General features: G+C 40.2%; 17 protein-coding genes. 12 read left to right on the top strand and 5 right to left on the bottom strand.

Going from position 1 to position 18,259, the window contains the following annotated elements; all coding sequences use genetic code 11:
- Nucleotides 1-58 precede the first annotated feature (58 nt).
- The 12 genes from fucP (at nt 59) to WG906_RS10290 (ending at nt 12,915) form a co-directional block, all read left to right on the top strand.
- Nucleotides 59-1,306: an L-fucose:H+ symporter permease gene (gene fucP, locus WG906_RS10345; protein WP_339992518.1), complete on the top strand. Its 1,248-nt coding sequence runs from the start codon at nt 59-61 to the stop codon at nt 1,304-1,306.
- A 10-nt stretch (nt 1,307-1,316) separates the two neighbouring features.
- On the top strand, nt 1,317-2,081 hold the full coding sequence (locus WG906_RS10340; RefSeq protein ID WP_339992517.1) for an SDR family NAD(P)-dependent oxidoreductase: 765 nt from the start codon (nt 1,317-1,319) through the stop codon (nt 2,079-2,081).
- 14 nt (nt 2,082-2,095) lie between these two features.
- Nucleotides 2,096-2,953 carry a fumarylacetoacetate hydrolase family protein gene (locus tag WG906_RS10335; RefSeq protein WP_339992516.1) on the top strand — a complete coding sequence of 286 codons (858 nt, stop codon included), beginning with the start codon at nt 2,096-2,098 and terminating at the stop codon, nt 2,951-2,953.
- A gap of 60 nt (nt 2,954-3,013) precedes the next feature.
- A complete protein-coding gene (locus tag WG906_RS10330) occupies nt 3,014-3,850 on the top strand; it encodes an amidohydrolase family protein (RefSeq protein ID WP_339992515.1) in 837 nt (278 codons plus the stop codon).
- 36 nt (nt 3,851-3,886) lie between these two features.
- The gene (locus WG906_RS10325; RefSeq protein ID WP_339992514.1) at nt 3,887-4,675 is read left to right on the top strand and encodes an L-fucose dehydrogenase; all 789 of its coding nucleotides are present in this window, start codon (nt 3,887-3,889) and stop codon (nt 4,673-4,675) included.
- An 11-nt stretch (nt 4,676-4,686) separates the two neighbouring features.
- Nucleotides 4,687-5,703, top strand: a complete 1,017-nt coding sequence (locus WG906_RS10320) for a zinc-binding alcohol dehydrogenase family protein (protein WP_339992513.1) — start codon at nt 4,687-4,689, stop codon at nt 5,701-5,703.
- Between the two features lie 522 nt (nt 5,704-6,225).
- On the top strand, nt 6,226-7,929 hold the full coding sequence (locus WG906_RS10315; RefSeq protein WP_339992512.1) for a GH39 family glycosyl hydrolase: 1,704 nt from the start codon (nt 6,226-6,228) through the stop codon (nt 7,927-7,929).
- A gap of 32 nt (nt 7,930-7,961) precedes the next feature.
- A complete protein-coding gene (locus WG906_RS10310) occupies nt 7,962-9,215 on the top strand; it encodes a PQQ-dependent sugar dehydrogenase (RefSeq protein ID WP_339992511.1) in 1,254 nt (417 codons plus the stop codon).
- Between the two features lie 9 nt (nt 9,216-9,224).
- On the top strand, nt 9,225-9,671 hold the full coding sequence (locus WG906_RS10305) for a c-type cytochrome (protein ID WP_339992510.1): 447 nt from the start codon (nt 9,225-9,227) through the stop codon (nt 9,669-9,671).
- A gap of 13 nt (nt 9,672-9,684) precedes the next feature.
- Nucleotides 9,685-10,668, top strand: a complete 984-nt coding sequence (locus tag WG906_RS10300; RefSeq protein ID WP_339992509.1) for an aldo/keto reductase — start codon at nt 9,685-9,687, stop codon at nt 10,666-10,668.
- Nucleotides 10,669-10,707: 39 nt separating this feature from the next.
- Nucleotides 10,708-11,922, top strand: coding sequence for a multidrug effflux MFS transporter (locus WG906_RS10295; RefSeq protein WP_339992508.1), 1,215 nt, complete (start codon nt 10,708-10,710; stop codon nt 11,920-11,922).
- Between the two features lie 18 nt (nt 11,923-11,940).
- Nucleotides 11,941-12,915, top strand: a complete 975-nt coding sequence (locus tag WG906_RS10290; protein ID WP_339992507.1) for a pectinesterase family protein — start codon at nt 11,941-11,943, stop codon at nt 12,913-12,915.
- 60 nt (nt 12,916-12,975) lie between these two features.
- Here the strand turns inward: WG906_RS10290 and WG906_RS10285 are convergent, their stop codons facing one another.
- From WG906_RS10285 to WG906_RS10265, 5 genes are all read right to left on the bottom strand, one after another.
- The gene (locus WG906_RS10285; protein ID WP_339992506.1) at nt 12,976-14,040 is read right to left on the bottom strand and encodes a branched-chain amino acid aminotransferase; all 1,065 of its coding nucleotides are present in this window, start codon (nt 14,038-14,040) and stop codon (nt 12,976-12,978) included.
- 90 nt (nt 14,041-14,130) lie between these two features.
- Nucleotides 14,131-15,387 (bottom strand): voltage-gated chloride channel family protein, encoded by a 1,257-nt coding sequence (locus WG906_RS10280; RefSeq protein ID WP_339992505.1) that lies wholly within the window; start codon nt 15,385-15,387, stop codon nt 14,131-14,133.
- A gap of 68 nt (nt 15,388-15,455) precedes the next feature.
- Nucleotides 15,456-16,748, bottom strand: a complete 1,293-nt coding sequence (locus WG906_RS10275) for an HAD-IB family phosphatase (protein ID WP_339992504.1) — start codon at nt 16,746-16,748, stop codon at nt 15,456-15,458.
- Nucleotides 16,749-16,870: 122 nt separating this feature from the next.
- The gene (locus WG906_RS10270) at nt 16,871-17,842 is read right to left on the bottom strand and encodes an NAD-dependent epimerase/dehydratase family protein (RefSeq protein ID WP_339992503.1); all 972 of its coding nucleotides are present in this window, start codon (nt 17,840-17,842) and stop codon (nt 16,871-16,873) included.
- Between the two features lie 42 nt (nt 17,843-17,884).
- On the bottom strand, nt 17,885-18,244 hold the full coding sequence (locus WG906_RS10265) for a hypothetical protein (RefSeq protein ID WP_339992502.1): 360 nt from the start codon (nt 18,242-18,244) through the stop codon (nt 17,885-17,887).
- Nucleotides 18,245-18,259: the final 15 nt, after the last annotated feature.

Below are 18,259 nucleotides of genomic sequence, written 5' to 3'. Positions count from 1 at the left end.
GCTCGAATATTCTTTACTTGCAGGGGCACTTTAGAAACTAACAATACAACCTAAATATATGGCTAATAAAAATCCGTACCTCTTTCCCTTTATTCTGGTCACCTCATTGTTTTTTTTATGGGGTTTTGCACATAATCTTGATCCAATTTTAATACCTCATTTAAAGAAATCCTTTACCCTGACAACTCTTCAGGCAACCCTTGTAGATTCTGCCGTTTTCATTGCTTATTTTGTAATGGCGATCCCTGCGGGTATGATTATGAAGAAATATGGGTATAAAAGTGGAATAATTGCAGGCCTACTCCTTTTTGCTTTGGGGTCCTTTTTATTTATTCCGGCAGCCGATAATCAGTCGTATAATTTCTTTTTGATCGCATTATTTATTATTGCCTGTGGACTAACTATTCTTGAAACTGCTGCAAATCCCTATGCCTCTGCTTTAGGAGATCCACAAACTTCGACCTTCCGCCTTAATTTAGCTCAATCTTTTAATGGATTGGCTGCAACCTTAGCTCCCTTTATCGGAGCCAGAATAATTTTAACAAAAGGAGCCACGGACGCGGAGTTGAACGCGATGACCGAAAGTGCCAGAAAAATTGCTTTAGCAGCTGAGGCGTCATCAGTAAAAGGTCCATACCTCATTCTGGGGATAGTTTTAGTTGTAATTGCAGTGATCTTTGCTTTTACAAAACTTCCTGTTATTCAAAACTCTGATGAACATGGTGAGAGCGAAAGCATCTTTCATGCTTTAAAACACAAACATTTATCATGGAGTGTAGCTGCGCAGTTCTTCTATGTAGGTGCGCAGGTGTCAGTATTCAGTCTTTTTATTTTATACGCGACTAAGTCAGCCGGTATTACCGAAATGGCCGCCGCAGCATATTTGAGTGTTTGCGGAGCAGCTTTTCTGGCAGGCAGGTTTATTGGTACCGGACTAATGAAATTCTTCAGACCTGAAAGATTACTGGCCATTTATGCATCTATAAACGTATTGTTATGTATTGTTGCTATCTACGGGCATGGAATGATAACTGTATATACTGTTATTGCCATTTGCTTTTTCATGTCAATTATGTTCCCTACTATATTTGCTTTAGGTATTAAAAGTTTAGGTGGAGATACGGAATTTGGAAGCAGTTTAATTATTATGTCTATTGTTGGAGGCGCTTTGCTGCCGCCACTGTTTGGTATTATCAGCGATTCAACAAATGACATTCAAAATGGTTATATAGTTCCCTTAGTTTGTTTTATTGTGATCACGATATTTGGCCTGAGAGGATATAAAGTAGTTAAACCCAAAATATAGTTTTTGAATAATGTTCAGTTTAAAAAATAAACATGCTGTAATTACAGGCGGTGGCAGTGGAATAGGGAAAGCAATTGCATTGCTTTTTGCACGTCAGGGTGCTGTCGTTCATATTATTGAATTAAGTTCCGACAATGCCCAACAGGCTGTAACAGAAATTAAAGCAGCGGAAGGCGAAGCCTTCGCTTATAGTGCAGATGTAAGCAGGCAGGATCAGATTTTATCTGTTTTCAAGGAGATTGGCAAGGTCGATATCCTGGTAAATAATGCTGGTATTGCCCACGTCGGAAGAGTAGAAAGTACTTCGGAGGATGATTTTGAAAGAGTGTATAATGTAAATGTTAAAGGAGCATATAATTGTCTTTATGCAGCTGTCCCGTTAATGAAGGCCCAGGGGGGAGGTGCAATTGTGAATATGGCATCCATCGCTTCTTCTGTAGGTATCGCCGACCGGTTTGCATATTCGATGAGTAAAGGGGCTATACACGCTATGAGCATGTCTGTAGCCCGTGATTATATAAATGATAAAATTCGAAGTAATTCCATCTCCCCGGCAAGGGTACATACCCCTTTTGTTGATGGGTTTATTGCTAAGAATTATCCTGGTAAGGAAGATGAGATTTTTGAAAAATTATCGAAAAGCCAGCCTATCGGCCGAATGGGTAAACCAGAAGAAGTTGCGGCACTGGCTCTTTATCTGTGCTCGGATGAGGCTGGGTTTGTGACTGGTTGTGATTATCCGCTTGACGGAGGATTTATTAAACTTAATAATTAGGAAGAGATATATTTATGAAACTTTTTAGATTCGGAGAACTAAATAAAGAAAAGCCAGGGTTGATAATCGATGGTGTGTATTACGATTTATCTGCATTTGGCGAAGACTTTAATGAAGCATTTTTTGAAAGTGACGGTCTTTCAAGGCTTGAAAATTACCTGGAAATGAACCAGGGAAAACTTCAGGAAATACCTTCAGGCAGCCGTATCGGATCACCGGTAGCCCGCCCTTCTAAAATTGTTTGTATTGGTTTAAACTATGCAGATCATGCCCTGGAGACAGGAGCTCCGATCCCTCCTGAGCCGGTACTTTTTATGAAATCAACAACGGCTTTAGTTGGTCCTTTTGATAATATAGTTATTCCTAAAAACTCAGTTAAAACTGATTGGGAGGTTGAGCTCGCTTTTGTAATTGGTAAGAAAGCAAGTTATGTAGAAGAGTCTGAGGCAATGGATTATGTTGCGGGTTATTGCTTGCATAATGATGTTTCTGAGCGGGCTTTCCAGCTTGAGCGAAATGGAACATGGGATAAAGGAAAAGGTTGCGACACGTTTGCACCAATTGGTCCGTTTATGGCCACTAAGGATGAAATAGCTGATCCGGATAATCTTCGTCTTTGGCTGAATGTAAATGGCGAGAAAATGCAGGATGGAAATACTAAAACCTTTATTTTTAAAATTCCGTTCCTGGTTTCTTATCTAAGCCAGTTTATGACATTACTTCCGGGGGATATTATTTCAACAGGGACTCCTGCAGGTGTTGGTTTAGGTTTTAAACCCCCGGTATACCTAAAACCCGGAGATATAGTTGAACTTGGAATTGACGGATTAGGAACTTCGACCCAAAAGGTTGTTGCCTATGAAAAATCATAGATCATTATTTAAAATGTCATGTCTGTAAAAGCTTCGTAGCCATTAATAGGCAATATTCTGATGAAAAAAATTGATTCACATCAACACTTCTGGCGCTTTGACCCTGTAAGGGATTCCTGGATAAATGATGATATGAAGGTTATCCGAAAGGATTTCCTGCCGGAAGATCTGGCTCCCATTCTAAAAGAAAATAATATCGATGGGTGTGTGGCTGTTCAGGCAGATCAATCGGAAGAACAAAATGCTTTCTTGCTCGAACTTGCGGCGGCTAATTCTTTTATAAAAGGAGTTGTTGGATGGGTTGATTTACGTGCTGAAAATATTAAGGAAAGTCTCACATTTTATAAGGGATACGAAAAGATGAAAGGCTTTCGTCATGTTCTTCAGGGAGAAGAAGACAGAGCTTTAATGCTCAAACCTGAATTTAAAAGAGGTATTTCCTTATTGGCTGACTATGGATATACGTATGATATTCTTATATATCCAGACCAGTTAAAATATACCGAAGAGTTTGTTAAAGCTTTTCCGGATCAGCAATTTGTAATAGACCATATTGCCAAGCCAAACATAAAAGATAAAAAGCTTGATGAATGGAAAAAAGACATCAAAGCGGTTTCTCAGCATCCTAATGTAAGTTGCAAAATATCAGGAATGGTGACGGAGGCCGACTGGAATTACTGGAGGAATGATGATTTCGACCCATATCTTGATGCTGTTTTTGAAGCTTTTGGAATAAAACGTGTAATGTACGGGTCAGACTGGCCTGTTTGTGAAGTAGCGGGAGGGTATCAGAAAATGCTTGGTCTGGTACAAAATTACACATCCCAACTTTCAGAAAATGAGCAGGGGCTATTCTGGGGAAAGAATGCTATTGATTTTTACAACTTAACTAATTAACCTTCCGCTCTTTTTGAGGCGGATAATTTTGCATTTATGGATTTACAACTTAAAGATAAAGTAATTATAGTAAGCGGTGGCGCTAAGGGGATTGGTGCCGGCATTGTGAAAATTCTTGCCAGTGAAGGTGCTATCCCTGTTATTGTGGGCCGAAACGAACAGGATAGCTTAAAAATGCTTTCGGAAATTGAATCTGCTGGGGGGAAAGGCTTTCAGGTTGCTGCTGAACTTACAAAACCTGAGGAATGCGAACGTGTTATTAAAGAGGTAGTCGCTAAATACGGTAGAATCGAAGGTTTGGTAAATAATGCGGGGGTAAACGATGGCGTTGGTTTAGAGAACGGAACCTATGAGAGATTCATGGAATCACTTCATAAAAATGTAGTCCACTACTATCTTTTGGCTCATTATGCTTTGCCAGAATTAATAAAGTCAAAGGGCTCGATTGTAAATATAAGTTCGAAAACAGCTGAAACAGGTCAGGGTGGAACTTCTGCCTATGCTGCTGCCAATGGTGGTCGAAATGCCTTGACACGCGAGTGGGCTGTTGAATTGTTGAAATACAGCATCCGCGTTAACGCAGTAATTGTTGCAGAATCGTGGACCCCAGCCTATGAAAAGTGGATTACAACACTTTCAAACCCAGAAGAGAAATTAAAGGAAATTACAGATAAAATCCCCTTTGAGAACAGAATGACCACACCTGAAGAACTGGGTAATGCAACGGCATTTCTATTATCGCCATGCTCAAGCCATACAACAGGACAGCTTATTCATGTTGATGGTGGTTATGTGCATTTGGATCGCGCTTTAGCGAATGCTTAAGAAATAAATATATGAAAACCTTAGTTTGTACTGTACCGGGAAACTTTGAATACCAACAGGGTGAGCACCCGGTAGCATCAAAAGATCACTCTATTTTAAAAATAAAAAGAATCGGAGTTTGTGGGACTGATCTTCATGCATTTGAAGGAACCCAGCCGTTCTTTGAATACCCACGGATTCTTGGCCATGAACTTGCCGGTGAATTTGTTGAGGGAGATAATGCTTCGGGATTTAAACCAGGTGAGGCTGTAACCTTTATCCCTTACTTCTATTGCGGAGAATGTATCGCTTGCCGTTCAGGAAAGTCGAATTGCTGTGCTAACATTAAAGTGTGCGGCGTACATACCCATGGAGGAATGGCCGAATACCTTTCCGTTCCATCGTATTCTTTGATCCATGGTGAAGGTTTAAGTTTTGATGAATTAGCCCTGGTAGAACCTTTAGCTATTGGAGCACACGGTGTAAGAAGAGCCGACGTTAAAAAAGATGAATTTGTACTGGTAATTGGTGCGGGGCCAATCGGGCTGGGTATTATGGAGTTTGCCCGAATTGCTGGCGGGAAGGTGATTGCCATGGACATTAATGATCAGCGTTTAGCATTCTGCAAGGAGAAGTTAAATGTGCATTATACTATTAACCCAATGACTGATGACGTTATTGGAAAGCTTAAAGAGATAACAAATGGCGATTTTCCTACGGTTGTAATAGATGCAACAGGAAGTCTTAAAGCTATTAACAATGGTTTTCAGTATATGGCCCATGGCGCTCGTTATGTACTTGTAGGCTTGCAAAAAGGAGACTTAAGTTTTAGTCACCCCGAATTCCACAAGCGCGAAGCAACGCTGATGAGCAGCCGGAATGCAACTCGTGATGATTTTGAACATGTAATTGCCTGTATGAAAAACGGATTGGTTAATCCTGCAACATATATAACACACCGCGTAACCTTTGATCAGGTAAAAGATGAGTTTAAAGGCTGGCTGAATCCTGCCAACGGAGTGATAAAAGCAATGATCGAAGTTGATTAGTTACATAGTTACTTTTAGTATCATGGGCTGAATAGTAAACCCTCTTGTGCTAACAATAGATTGATTTGTACTTTCCGGCGGTCAATTTAATACAGCCTGACAGGGATATTTAGAGAATTTTCCGGAAGATTCTTTAGGTACCCCTGTTACTTTACCTGTCTTGTCCTGCCATTTACCAGAATTCTTTAAAATAAGCTTCCGAATCTCCGGACCGAATGATTAGGGCTTAATTTCGCAATAAGTTTGTCGATACCTATTTCCTAAAAAAATCTCAACTTTTAACTTGGATTTTATTTTAGAATCCCATTTCTATGCAATACATTTGTCATTCAACATTGTTGAATCAAATTCAATTGTTTTTTTAGATTTTGGCAGCTGCCTTGAGTAAGGGCGACCGGTAAAATTAAGAGGTAGGTGTCGCTCCCTATTTTAATGTATTGCAAAGAGATGGAGTAAAGTGTTCAGAACAGCTTATCTGCATTGATGTCTTTGCATAACCTGAATAAATTAACCAACCAATATATGATGAACCGCCTGTTTTTTTCTGCTTTGTTATTTTTTACGATTGCATTAAGTCATCACCCAGTTAAAGCTCAGAGTACTTCAGCAATGCCTGCAAAAATTGAAGTGGATTTTTCCAGGGCTGTTGGACCAATGACGCCGGTTTGGGCCTGGTTTGGATACGATGAGCCCAATTATACTTACATGAAAGACGGCAAAAAATTGCTTACCGAGCTGCAGGCTTTGAGTCCGGTGCCTGTATATGTACGGGCTCACAGTTTACTGGTTACAGGTGACGGAACACCCGCATTGAAATGGGGATCAACCAATGCTTATACCGAAGATGCAAATGGGAATCCGGTTTACAACTGGAAGATTATCGACAGTATATTTGATACATATATTAAACGGGGAATGAAACCTCTTGCCCAGATTGGATTCATGCCTGAAGCGCTGTCTGTTAAACCGCAACCATATAAGCATAATTGGAAACCCGGGGATCCATATGGTAATATTCTGACCGGCTGGGCATACCCGCCAAAAGATTATGATAAATGGCGTGAGCTCGTATATCAATGGGTTAAGCACTCTGTTGATCGCTATGGCCAAAAGGAAGTTGAAAGCTGGTATTGGGAAGTCTGGAATGAACCGAACGGATATTGGAAGGGTACTCAGGAAGAATTCTTTAAATTGTATGATTACGCAGCAGATGGTTTGAAACGGGCCCTGCCTACAGCTAGAATCGGTGGAATTAATATTGCAGGCACCTCCAGCACCGGTGCAACCCAATGGATGAATGCATTTATAAAGCACTGCATTTCCGGTACCAATTATGCAACCGGTAAAATAGGTTCTCCTATAGAGGCTTTACTTTTTCATGCAAAGGGAAGTCCGCGGTTGGTTGATGGCAGGGTAAGAATGAATATGGCTCCTCAGCTTAAAGATATTGCAGCAGGTTTTAAAATTGCCGCTTCTTATCCGGAAACAAAGAACTTGCCTTTGATTATTGGTGAGTCAGATCCCGAGGGTTGTGCCGCCTGTGGAATGGCAACCAACCCTTCAAATGCATACCGCAATGGCACTATGTATTCAAGCTACACTGCGGCAACTTTTGCCAGAAAATATGCTCTGGCCGATCAGTATAATGCGAACTTTGTTGGTGCGGTATCCTGGTCTTTTGAATTTGAAGATCAACCCTGGTTTTATGGATTTCGTGATTTGGCGACCAACGGAGTAGACAAGCCTGTGTTAAATGTTTTTAGAATGTTTGGCAAAATGTCAGGCCAGCGAGTTGAGGCTACTTCCAATAGAATGTATCCTTTACAAACAGCCCTTGAGTCTAGCATCAGAGGTCCGCAAACCGACATTGGTGCCTTAGCCTCAAAAGATGAAAAGACCGCAGCTGTTATGATCTGGAATTATCATGACGATGATTTACAAGGTCCTGCGGAGCCGATAGAAGTCACTTTCAAAAAGTTGCCTAATAAATCGCTAAAATTAACTCATTATAGAATCGATAATGAGCACAGCAATTCTTACGAAGTATGGAAAAAAATGGGGGCTCCGCAAAGCCCAGGCTCAGCGCAGATAAAAGAACTTGAAAATGCGGGCCAATTAAAAACTTTGGGTAAATCAAAAAAAATCAAGACTAAAACCGGCGATTTTGTGTTAACTATAACATTACCTCGTCAGGGAGTGTCATTACTAAAAATTGATTGGGAATAAAACTGGGATATTTGAACTTTAAAAATTATAACTTGAACTATAGAATTAACATATCCGGTATAATGCTTGGTGCTGCTGTGCTTGCGCTAAGCGCATTTCAGGCCAAAGCTCAGACTGCGGGCCTAACTATTCCTTCGGGGTTTAAAGCAGAGGTTGTTGCAGAGAATACAGGCAGACCTCGTCATATAGTAGTAACAAAAAACGGTGATATTTATGTGAAGCTGGCCAGAAAGGTAGAAGAAAAGGGCATTTTAATGCTTCAGGATAAAGATGGCGATGGTAAATATGAAACTAAAACAAGTTTTGGTAACTATATCGGAACCGGTATTTATTTAAAAGATGGCTATCTCTACACCTCATCAGACGAAGAAGTATTCAGATATAAATTAGATGCTAATGAGCATGTTATCAATCCTGATCAACCAGAAAAGATTGTAACAGGCCTGGTTAATAAAAGGCAACACGAATCCAAATCTTTGGTTTTAGATAATGATGGAAACATATATGTCAACGTCGGTGCTCCATCAAACTCCTGCCAGGTTGAAGATCGTAAACAGGGTTCTCCTGGTCAGGATAATTGCCCCCTCCTGGAAACCGCTGGTGGAATCTGGCAATTTAAAATCGATAAACTTAACCAAAGCTATCCGGAAGGTGTAAGATATGCAACCGGATTAAGGAATGTGGTTGGACTCGACTGGAACGCGCAAAACAATACTTTATATGTGATGCAACATGGCAGGGATCAATTGACTATGTTCCCTGAGCTTTATGATACCAAGCAATCAGCAGAATTGCCTGCCGAGTGTATGTATATGATTAAGAAAGGCGACAACGCCGGCTGGCCATATATTTATTATGATCCTTTTCAAAAGAAAAAAATAGTAGCGCCAGAATATGGTGGTGACGGAAGAAAAGAGGGAGATAAAAAGTTTATTGATCCTGTAGTCGCTTTTCCGGCACACATGGCCCCAAATGGCTTGTTATTTTATACAGGAAATATGTTTCCCGAAAAATATAGAAACGGAGCATTTGTAGCATTTCATGGCTCATGGAACCGTTCTCCGGAACCTCAAAAAGGGTTTTTAGTGGCATTTGTTCCCTTTAAAGATGGTAAGCCATCCGGCGAATGGGAAACATTTGCAGATGGGTTTTCGGGCTCTCCTGAAAAAACTGCATCCGGTCGTGCTGATCATAAACCTTGCGGCCTGGCTATGGGGCCGGATGGGTCTTTATATATTACAGATGACTTAAAGGGTACTATCTATAAAATTTCATATAAAAAGTAATATTACATCGTGAAAAAGAAATCATTAACTCTATTTATTATTGCTATTTCAATTTCTGCTTTTGCGCAAACCAAAAAGCCTGTAGCAATATCTAAATCAGGACAGGGTAAATCTGCCGCCGTTTCACCAGCTTCTATAGCAAAAGGTAAAGCTGTGTATAATACCTATTGCGTTGCTTGTCATCAGCCTGATGGAGGGGGAGTTCCAAGTATGAATGCCCCCATCGTTAAAACCTCGTATGTTTTGGGAGCCAAAGCTCCTCTTATAAATATTCTGCTTAAAGGTATGCAGGACGTTGAAATTGATGGCGAAACGTACTCAAACGTGATGCCTTCCCATAGTTTTCTTACTAATCAGCAAATTGCTGATGTACTTACCTATATTCGTAATAATTTTGGCAACAAAGCGAGCGCTGTTACCTCCGCAGAAGTAGCCGCGGTTAGGAATAAGAAGTAATTTGAGAAGTACGATGAACTATAGGAAATTCAGAAATGTAACTGTTTCGGAAGTTGGTTTAGGAACCTGGCAATTAGGTAGTGCCGATTGGGGGAATATTAATGAAGAAGAAGCTTTTGCTATTTTAAACAAGTTTGTGGACATGGGCGGGAACTTCATTGACACGGCCGATGTTTATGGCATGGGAATCAGCGAAACTTATATAGGAAAATTTCTTAAAACGACCGATAAAGAGCTGATTGTAGCATCAAAACTTGGTCGACGCGGTGATGGGCTAAATGGCTGGCCGCAAAATTTTACCTATAGTAGCATGAGGACTCATGTTGAATCTTCACTTCAAAATCTCGGTGAATCGTCTCTTTTTCTGGAACAATTGCACTGTATTCCCGAGGAGGAATTGCGTGCCGGAAAGGTATTTAATCATCTGCGCAAGCTGCAAAATGAGGGCTTGATTCAGAACTGGGGAGCAAGCGTAGAAACCGCCGAAGAGGCAATGCTTTGCCTTGAGCAGGAGGGTATCGCATCAATTCAAATAATATTTAATCTTTTCAGGCAGCATTATGCCAAAGAATTCTTTGCGAAAGCAAAAGAAAAGAATGTGGCTATAATTGTTCGTGTTCCGCTTGCCAGCGGATTGCTGAGTGGAAAATATAATTTGGGCAGTAGTTTCTCAAAAAATGATCATCGTAACTACAATGCAAATGGCGAGTCGTTTAATGTTGGAGAAACTTTTTCGGGTATTGAATTTTCGAAAGGCGTGAATTTAGCAAACCGAATAGCAGATATGCTTCCTGATAATCATACTGCTCAGTGGGCTATCCGCTGGATACTGGATCACCCCGAGGTCACTACTGTTATTCCCGGAGCCACCAAAGTAAGTCAGGTAGAAAGTAATATGTCAGCATCAAATCTGCATCCTCTTTCGGTTGATACGCACCGTAAATTGTTGGAATTGTACGAAGAAGAAATAAGGCCAAGTATCAGAGGAAAATTTTAAAGAGCCAATAAAGTTTTTAAGCCTTATTGGTTAATTCCTATGAAGAATAAAAATTCCACGGCTCTGATTTTAACTCTCGGCCTGCTTAGCGCTACAAGTTCATTGTCGATAGACATGTATTTGCCAGGGTTTCCGGCTATAGCTGATGATCTGAATACTGATATTTCTCATGTCGCTCTCTCATTAACAAGTTACTTTATTGGTATTTCTGCCGGACAGTTGTTTTTCGGACCAATTATAGATCGTTATGGTCGGAAATTACCATTGATGCTGGGCGTTTCAATGTACTTTCTTTCCTCCCTGGGATGTACCTTTGTAACATCAGTGGATGGTTTAATCGTTTTGCGGTTTTTCCAGGCCCTGGGCGGATGCGCAGGTATGGTAATTAACCGTGCGATGGTACGCGATCTTTTTCCCGCTTCAGAAACCGCAAAAATATTTTCGATTCTGATGCTCATAATGGGAGTGTCGCCTATCATAGCACCTACGATGGGAGGGTTTATTAGCGCAGGATTAGGCTGGCGATATATCTTTGTTACATTAACTGCGATTGCTGCTATTCAGCTTATCACATCAGCTCGTGTGTTGCCTGAAAGTAAAGGTGCGGATAAATCAGCTTCTCTCTATCCCAAAGAAGTAGTCAGCCGCTTTTTGCTGGTTTTCAAACAACCTGCATTTTTAACTTATGCATTAACCAGCGGGTTCGGGTCAGCCGGATTATTCGCTTATATCGCAGGTTCGCCTTTTGTGTTTATGAAGCTATTTGGTTTTTCGGAAACACAATACGGATGGATCTTTGGTGCGAATGCTTTTGGACTGATTCTATGCAGTCAGATAAACCGCGTCGTATTAAGGAAATATACCAGTAAAAAGATTGTTTTGCATGCAGGAATCGTACAGTTTAGCAGCGGAGTATTGCTTTTTATTGGAACCCTTACGAGCAACATGAATGCTTTCGGAACCTTTGCGCTCATCTTTATCTACCTGGCGATGCAGGGGTTTATTACCCCGAATGCGACATCTCTTTTTATGGAGCCATTTGAAAAGAATACTGGTATCGCATCGGCTTTAAGCGGGAGCATGCTAATGGTTTTTGCTGGTCTTTCATCAGCTTCGGTAAGTTATCTCCATAACGGTACCGCATGGCCTATGGCTCTGGTTATTGCTTTATGTATCACCATAAGTTTTCTTTCATTGTTAATTGGAGAAATTTTTATTAAAAAACATAGGCCTGATCCAGCAGTTTCTTTATAGATTTCATTAAATTTAAAAATGTTTCTTAACCATCTTAAACCTGTTTTAGCCGTCACCTTACTCTGTTTACTCTCTATAAATTTTCTGTTTGCGAGTTCTGCTCCCTATGACTTTGTAGTTGCCCAGGATGGAAGCGGAAATTTTAAAACCGTGCAGGAAGCGATAAACGCTGTGCCCGATTTTCGTAAAAAGGCTACAACGATACTCATTAAAAAAGGAGTTTACAAAGAGAAACTCGTACTCGCTGGTTCTAAACAATTGGTAAAGCTTATAGGCGAAGATGTCAATAAGACTATTTTAACTTATGACGATTTTGCTCAGAAGAAGAATTCGTTTGGTGAGGAAAAAGGCACTTCTGGCTCGGCTAGCTTTTATATATATGGAGATGGTTTTACTGCCGAAAATATAACTTTTGAAAACTCTTCAGGACCCGTAGGTCAGGCAGTTGCGGTTTGGGTAGCAGGAGATAAGGCGGCCTTTAAAAACTGTAAATTTTTAGGGTTTCAGGATACACTGTATACTTATGGAAGAGGGAGCAGGCAATTCTACAAAAATTGTTATATCGAGGGTACAGTTGATTTTATTTTCGGCTCCTCCACTGCTGTATTTGATGGGTGTGATATTTTCGCTAAGAAAAACGGATATATTACGGCAGCTTCTACACCAGATACTACTAAATACGGGTATGTGTTTTTTAATTGTAAGATTGGAGGTGATGCGCCTGAAAAGTCCTTTTATTTAGGCAGGCCATGGCGCCCGAGTGCAAAAACAGTTTTTATTAAATCTGATCTGGGTAAGATGATAAAGCCCGAAGGTTGGGATCACTGGGGTAAAGAGTCTAACAAGCAGACGGCTTATTATGCCGAATATAAAAATAGTGGTGAAGGGTATCAGCCTGGAAAACGGGTAAAATGGTCGCACCAGTTAAGCGATGAAGAAGTCAAGGAATATACTTTAGAAAAGATATTCAGGGATTGGAAACCCTTTGAGTGAAAGGCCTTCCTGCACTGCAAAGGCAGACAGCGTTTAAAACGCTGCCTGTTTTTAATTGTTTTATATCACATAATTCCAGCCCATTTCATCGGGACCGGAGCCATAGCGGATATCGTTTAGTGTTTTAAGCACTTTGTTAGAGAACTCTGCTTTAGATTGATCAGGTAGGGTATAAACTACTCCTTCAAAACCAATGCTCGCAATAGGGGCAATCGTTGCAGCGGTACCGGCGCCAAACGCTTCTGTTAATTTTTTGCTTTTTAATCCTTCAATAACCTCTGCTACAGAAATTCTGCGTTCTTCTACCGGGATTCCCCATTTGCGGGCTAATGTTAAAACAGTATCCCTGGTCACACCTTTCAAAATAGTATCACGGGTGGATGGTGTAATAAGCGTCCCGTCAATCATAAACATTACATTCGCAGCTCCAAGTTCTTCAATATAAGCGTGATCGCGGCCATCGGTCCAAATAATCTGATCGAAACCTTCCTTCAAAGCTTCCTGGGCAGGGTATAGAGAACCGCCGTAATTACCTCCGGTTTTTGCAAAGCCAAAGCCACCTTCGCTGGCACGTGAATATTTAGTTTCAATTTTAACTTTAAGAGGTTTGCTGAAATAAGCTCCAACGGGGCAGGTTAAAATAATGTATTTATAAGTTTTAGATGGCTGAACTCCCAGATAAGGGTCTGTGGCAAACATATAAGGACGGATATATAAAGAGGTTCCAGATTCTGTAGGAATCCAGTCCTGGTCCAAATTTACAAGTGCCGCAATACTTTGAATGAAAATTTCGCGGGGTAACTCTGGCATACACATCCTTTGCGCAGAAAGGTTAAAACGTTCCGCATTTTTATCCGGACGAAATACCACTATCTTACCATCAGGATGTTTATATGCCTTTAAGCCCTCGAAAAACGTTTGGCCGTAGTGCAATGAGGCTATTGCAGGACTCAACGATAAATCACCATAAGGCAAAATCTGAAAATTCTTCCATTCGCCATCCGCATAATCCGCAACAAACATATGATCCGAAAATATACGTCCGAAAGGCAAGTCGTTAAAATCCGTTTCTTTTAATCGTGAAGCTAAAGTTTTAGTAATTTTAATATCAAGTGTTTGTGACACGGCGCCTGGCTTTAATAAAAATCATACAAATAAACAGAATTTGAGCGATTTAATGATAAAGGTTTTTAGATATCTTGCTAATAATTGGTGTTATTTTATTTCTTTTAAATTTTTTCCTTTGTGCCGGGTCCAGATCAGATGTTTTGGTGAGCCGATAATCTGAGAACTATAAATGCCGCTATGACCAGAAAATAAATAGGCGATGAGGCATGCTATCGCGATAAATAGCCCGGATTCGCTTCCAAATAGCTCAATTCCCATAAACACACAAGCCAAAGGGGTATTTGCTGCAGCGGCAAATACGGCCACAAAACCCATGGCAGTTAACAAATCGGTAGGCAAAGGTAAAATGAAAGAAAGAGCGCTTCCCAGGGTTGCCCCGATAAAAAAGAGTGGAGTTACTTCACCTCCTTTAAATCCGGAACTTAAAGTAATAGCGGTTAATACTATCTTAAACAAAAAAAGGTACGATGGTTGTTGAACGGTAAAACTTTCAACAATTGTTGATATACCCAGACCTGCAAGCCTGAAATCATCAAACGCGAATAGCAAGGCTAAAATTATCAAACCTCCGATAAACGGTCTCAATGGAGGATAGGAGATTTTATCAAAAAAACCTTTTAAAAAAGGAATAGACTTGTTGAACAGCCATCCTGCAAAAGCAAAAATAACACCAGCCAGCAGGGCGAGAAGCAGGTTTTGAAAAGATATTTCGGTAACCGAACGGATAGTATAGTTTAAATGGGTTGCACCCCACATTTTGCATATGAGATCGGCAATAATAGCTGCGAAGAGGGATGGAATGAGGGCCTCGTATCGCATCCTCCCGATGATGTAAACCTCAAGGGCAAATACCGTTCCGGCTAATGGAGTGCCAAAAACTGAGGCAAAACCTGCGCTTATTCCACAAATAAGAAGAATTTTCCGGTCGCTGGCCTTAAAAGGAAATATATGGTTTAGCTGATCTGCCAGAGATCCCCCCATTTGTACTGCGGTCCCTTCTCTTCCAGCCGAGCCGCCCCCTAAATGGGTTAAAAGTGTACCGATTAACACGAGCGGGGCCATATGCCATGGTATTCTTTTTTGGGGCCGGGTAATTTCGTCAATTATCTGATTGTTTCCTTTTTCTACCGATTTGCCTAAATAATAGTATAAAAAGCCTATTGTTAAACCAATTACAGGTAAAAAGTAGTAAACCCAAAAGTTCGTTTCCCGGTAATTACTAACCAAGTCTAAGGATATTAGAAAAAATGCCGAAGCGCTTCCTGATAATATACCCACAAGACCGGCTAATAAAAGCCATTTAAAGGTAAAAGCCAGAATGTGAAGATGAGTTTTCGAATACATTGTATTTAAAGCCCCTAATCAGATTAAATCAGCTGAATAGAGTAATCATCTGAGGTGTAGTTTCAAATTTAATATAATATTCTAAACTTAATCGTGTCAGAAATTTCTTTCAGTTCCTTTAATACCTGTTTATCATACTGGTTGCTGACATCCGTAATAGCATATCCGATTTGTGAGTTAGTCATTAAGAACTGACTTACGATATTAATCTTATGGTTCGCAAAAATCTGATTTATCTGGGCCATTATTCCCGGTACGTTTTTATGAATATGAATAAGGCGGTGAGCATTAGCGACCTTCGGCAGCTGCAGATTCGGGAAGTTAACACTTAAATAGGTATCTCCCCGGTTAATGAAGTCGGCCACCCTCTTTGAAATAAACTGGGCGTTTCTGGGGTTGTGTTTTGGATCGTCAAAAACGACTATTCCCATTTCCGTAGCAATTTTATGGGAAAACTTTTGCCTGCTGTTACCTAAATACCCAATAGTTTTAAGTTTAACAGCCTGCTTTAATTGATCATCTTCAACTTTTTCTCCGTTTGCCAGAATAAGCATTCCCACATCCGCTACGTATTTTTCTTCAAAGCTTGTTTTATGACGGATAGAAAATCCGTCTTTTTTCAGGATTTGCATTACCTCTTCCGGGACATCACCTACTACCAGGCAAAGAATTCTGTTTTTTGGGTAGGAAATGGCTCTTGGTAACTGGTTAATGTATAAAAATTCGTCAAAACTTGGTGTTACATGGTCGGCCTTTTCCAATATACTTTGACGGGAAATGTTTTCGGTAAATGCATAAAACTTTTGAATGAGACCCGATTCCTTAAGCTGAAAATCAGAATATCCATCTCCAATGCCAAACAGGTTTCCTTCAAGCTTTAATTCTTGTAAAAGTTTAACTTTTCCTCCTTCCTGTGATAGCGGATTCGCGTCGTCATATCCAACAATGTTTCCGTCGATATCAAAAAGAAAGGTATTGGCATAAATATTTTCTTTTTTAATATGGTACGGCAGAACTACCGGGGTAATAAATTCTTTAAAACCACCGGAAACGATTAAAACATCATCCGCATGATTTTTAAAAAAAGTTCTGTTCCTTGAAAAAGAAGAGGAGACAAGCTTTTTTAGGCGGGCCACCAGTAATTTTAAATGATCCCGGTTGGCTTCAAGTATCTTTACACGTTGAGTTAAGCTTTCGCGAAAAGAAAGCCTGCCTTCCATGGCTGCGTTAGTAAGGTCTTCGATCTGTTTGTAAATTTCCTCACGGTTTGGGTTGTCTTTTAATGAAATACGTGCTAATTCATCTAATGCCTCAACCTGAGTAAACGTACTATCGAAATCTATGATGTAATAATTTTTCATCAGAGTATATTTTTTAGTGCTCTTGCACGAGCTTATTCATCACTTTGTGAGTGCTAAGCTCTTGCAGGTTTCATTATTATGCTTAGAAGGATCTCTAAATTGCTGCAAATGTAACAAACCTCTTATTTGTTTAAGGCATTGCACACCTCTTTAATACTGATTTTAATAGGTTTATATTTAAAATCAGGGAAATATCTACGAAATTTATCGTCAGAGTAAACCATTTTTCTGAAGGCATTACGGGTAGTATCCTTAGTCAGTCCATACTTTTTACCGTTTAATGTTGAAAGCAAGCCGGCACCTCTCCAGCCTAAAGCCATCATCCAGGGCCTTGCCTCTATTGTTGGCGGGTTAAGATTAAAAATTCTGGCAGCTTCAGTTAGTAAATCTTTTAAAGTCCAATTCTCGGCATTTATTAGAAACCGTTCTCCCGATATTTCGCTTTGCATTAGTGTGATCATTGCTCTGGCTACATCGGCTACGTCTACAAAACCGTTACTTCCCCTTGTATAAAATTTTAATCCTTTTCTAACGGTTTCAAAGATTTGCCCGCTACCGCATGTTCCGGCATTTTTTCCGATTATAATAGAGGGATTTATAATGGCTGCATTTAACCCTTCTGCCATTGCCCTCCACACTTCCATTTCGCTTTCATATTTTGAAATCGAATAGCCCTGCTGAGTCCCGTTGAATTCCCAGTGATTATTTTCAGTAACCGGCAGACCCTGTTTAGCATCTCCCAGCGCTGCTACAGAACTTACATAAACCAGTTTTTGAATATTCTTCTCCAGAGAAAGATTTACCACATGGTTAGTGCCTTCTTTATTAACACTTAGCTGCTTTTTTTTGTCTTCGGAGGCAAAGGAGAGGAATGCGGCGCAATGATAAACCTGTGAAATTCCTTCAAAGGCACTTTCAAGGGCAAAATAATCGAGGATATCTGCTTCAACCCATTCTAATAAACTTTGATTGGTTAAAATAGCCGGAATTACCGATGAGGCCCGTCTAATGGCACGTACCTGCTGGCCTTTTTCGAGCAGTTGTTTAACTAATTCAGAACCTAAAAATCCAGTAGCGCCGGTAACCAGTATCATCAAAGATGAAGTTTGAAATTGATGTCAAACTTACATATTTTTTTAATCACCTTTAATGAAGGTCTTATATGCCTCAGGATATTTGTCGTCGTTTAGAAAAATTTCAATGACCCCGTGTTGTGCTGCAGAACCGTATTTTAAATTCGCGATGCTGTCTTTAACCACATTTATCGATTTAATTGCATCAGGTAGCAATGAAGGCAATATTGAATCTCCTTTTGCAATAATTTTATTGTGAGAAAATACCACATAGAGCGGTTTCCTAATGACCAGGTGCGCCCGACTAGGAGTGCATATCCTGATATTAACAGATCCGCCAGGTTGCCCTTGACTTGACGGCTGTGCCCAGGCAAACAATACACAGCAAGCCATAAATAATACTAAAGTAATTGACGGCTTCATGGTTCTGAATATTTA

It is taken from the genome of Pedobacter superstes, from assembly GCF_037622515.1.
In the GTDB taxonomy this organism is placed as follows: Bacteria; Bacteroidota; Bacteroidia; order Sphingobacteriales; family Sphingobacteriaceae; genus Paradesertivirga; species Paradesertivirga superstes.
Note: the sequence above shows the minus strand (reverse complement) of the source record. Positions and strands in the feature narration are given on the sequence as shown.

Coding starts and splice junctions, on each gene's coding strand:
- fucP (WP_339992518.1), top strand. CDS start 59: ATGGCTAATAAAAATCCGTACCTCTTTCCCTTTATTCTGGTCACCTCA.
- WG906_RS10340 (WP_339992517.1), top strand. CDS start 1,317: ATGTTCAGTTTAAAAAATAAACATGCTGTAATTACAGGCGGTGGCAGT.
- WG906_RS10335 (WP_339992516.1), top strand. CDS start 2,096: ATGAAACTTTTTAGATTCGGAGAACTAAATAAAGAAAAGCCAGGGTTG.
- WG906_RS10330 (WP_339992515.1), top strand. CDS start 3,014: ATGAAAAAAATTGATTCACATCAACACTTCTGGCGCTTTGACCCTGTA.
- WG906_RS10325 (WP_339992514.1), top strand. CDS start 3,887: ATGGATTTACAACTTAAAGATAAAGTAATTATAGTAAGCGGTGGCGCT.
- WG906_RS10320 (WP_339992513.1), top strand. CDS start 4,687: ATGAAAACCTTAGTTTGTACTGTACCGGGAAACTTTGAATACCAACAG.
- WG906_RS10315 (WP_339992512.1), top strand. CDS start 6,226: ATGATGAACCGCCTGTTTTTTTCTGCTTTGTTATTTTTTACGATTGCA.
- WG906_RS10300 (WP_339992509.1), top strand. CDS start 9,685: ATGAACTATAGGAAATTCAGAAATGTAACTGTTTCGGAAGTTGGTTTA.
- WG906_RS10295 (WP_339992508.1), top strand. CDS start 10,708: ATGAAGAATAAAAATTCCACGGCTCTGATTTTAACTCTCGGCCTGCTT.
- WG906_RS10290 (WP_339992507.1), top strand. CDS start 11,941: ATGTTTCTTAACCATCTTAAACCTGTTTTAGCCGTCACCTTACTCTGT.
- WG906_RS10280 (WP_339992505.1), bottom strand. CDS start 15,387: ATGTATTCGAAAACTCATCTTCACATTCTGGCTTTTACCTTTAAATGG.
- WG906_RS10275 (WP_339992504.1), bottom strand. CDS start 16,748: ATGAAAAATTATTACATCATAGATTTCGATAGTACGTTTACTCAGGTT.
- WG906_RS10270 (WP_339992503.1), bottom strand. CDS start 17,842: ATGATACTGGTTACCGGCGCTACTGGATTTTTAGGTTCTGAATTAGTT.
- WG906_RS10265 (WP_339992502.1), bottom strand. CDS start 18,244: ATGAAGCCGTCAATTACTTTAGTATTATTTATGGCTTGCTGTGTATTG.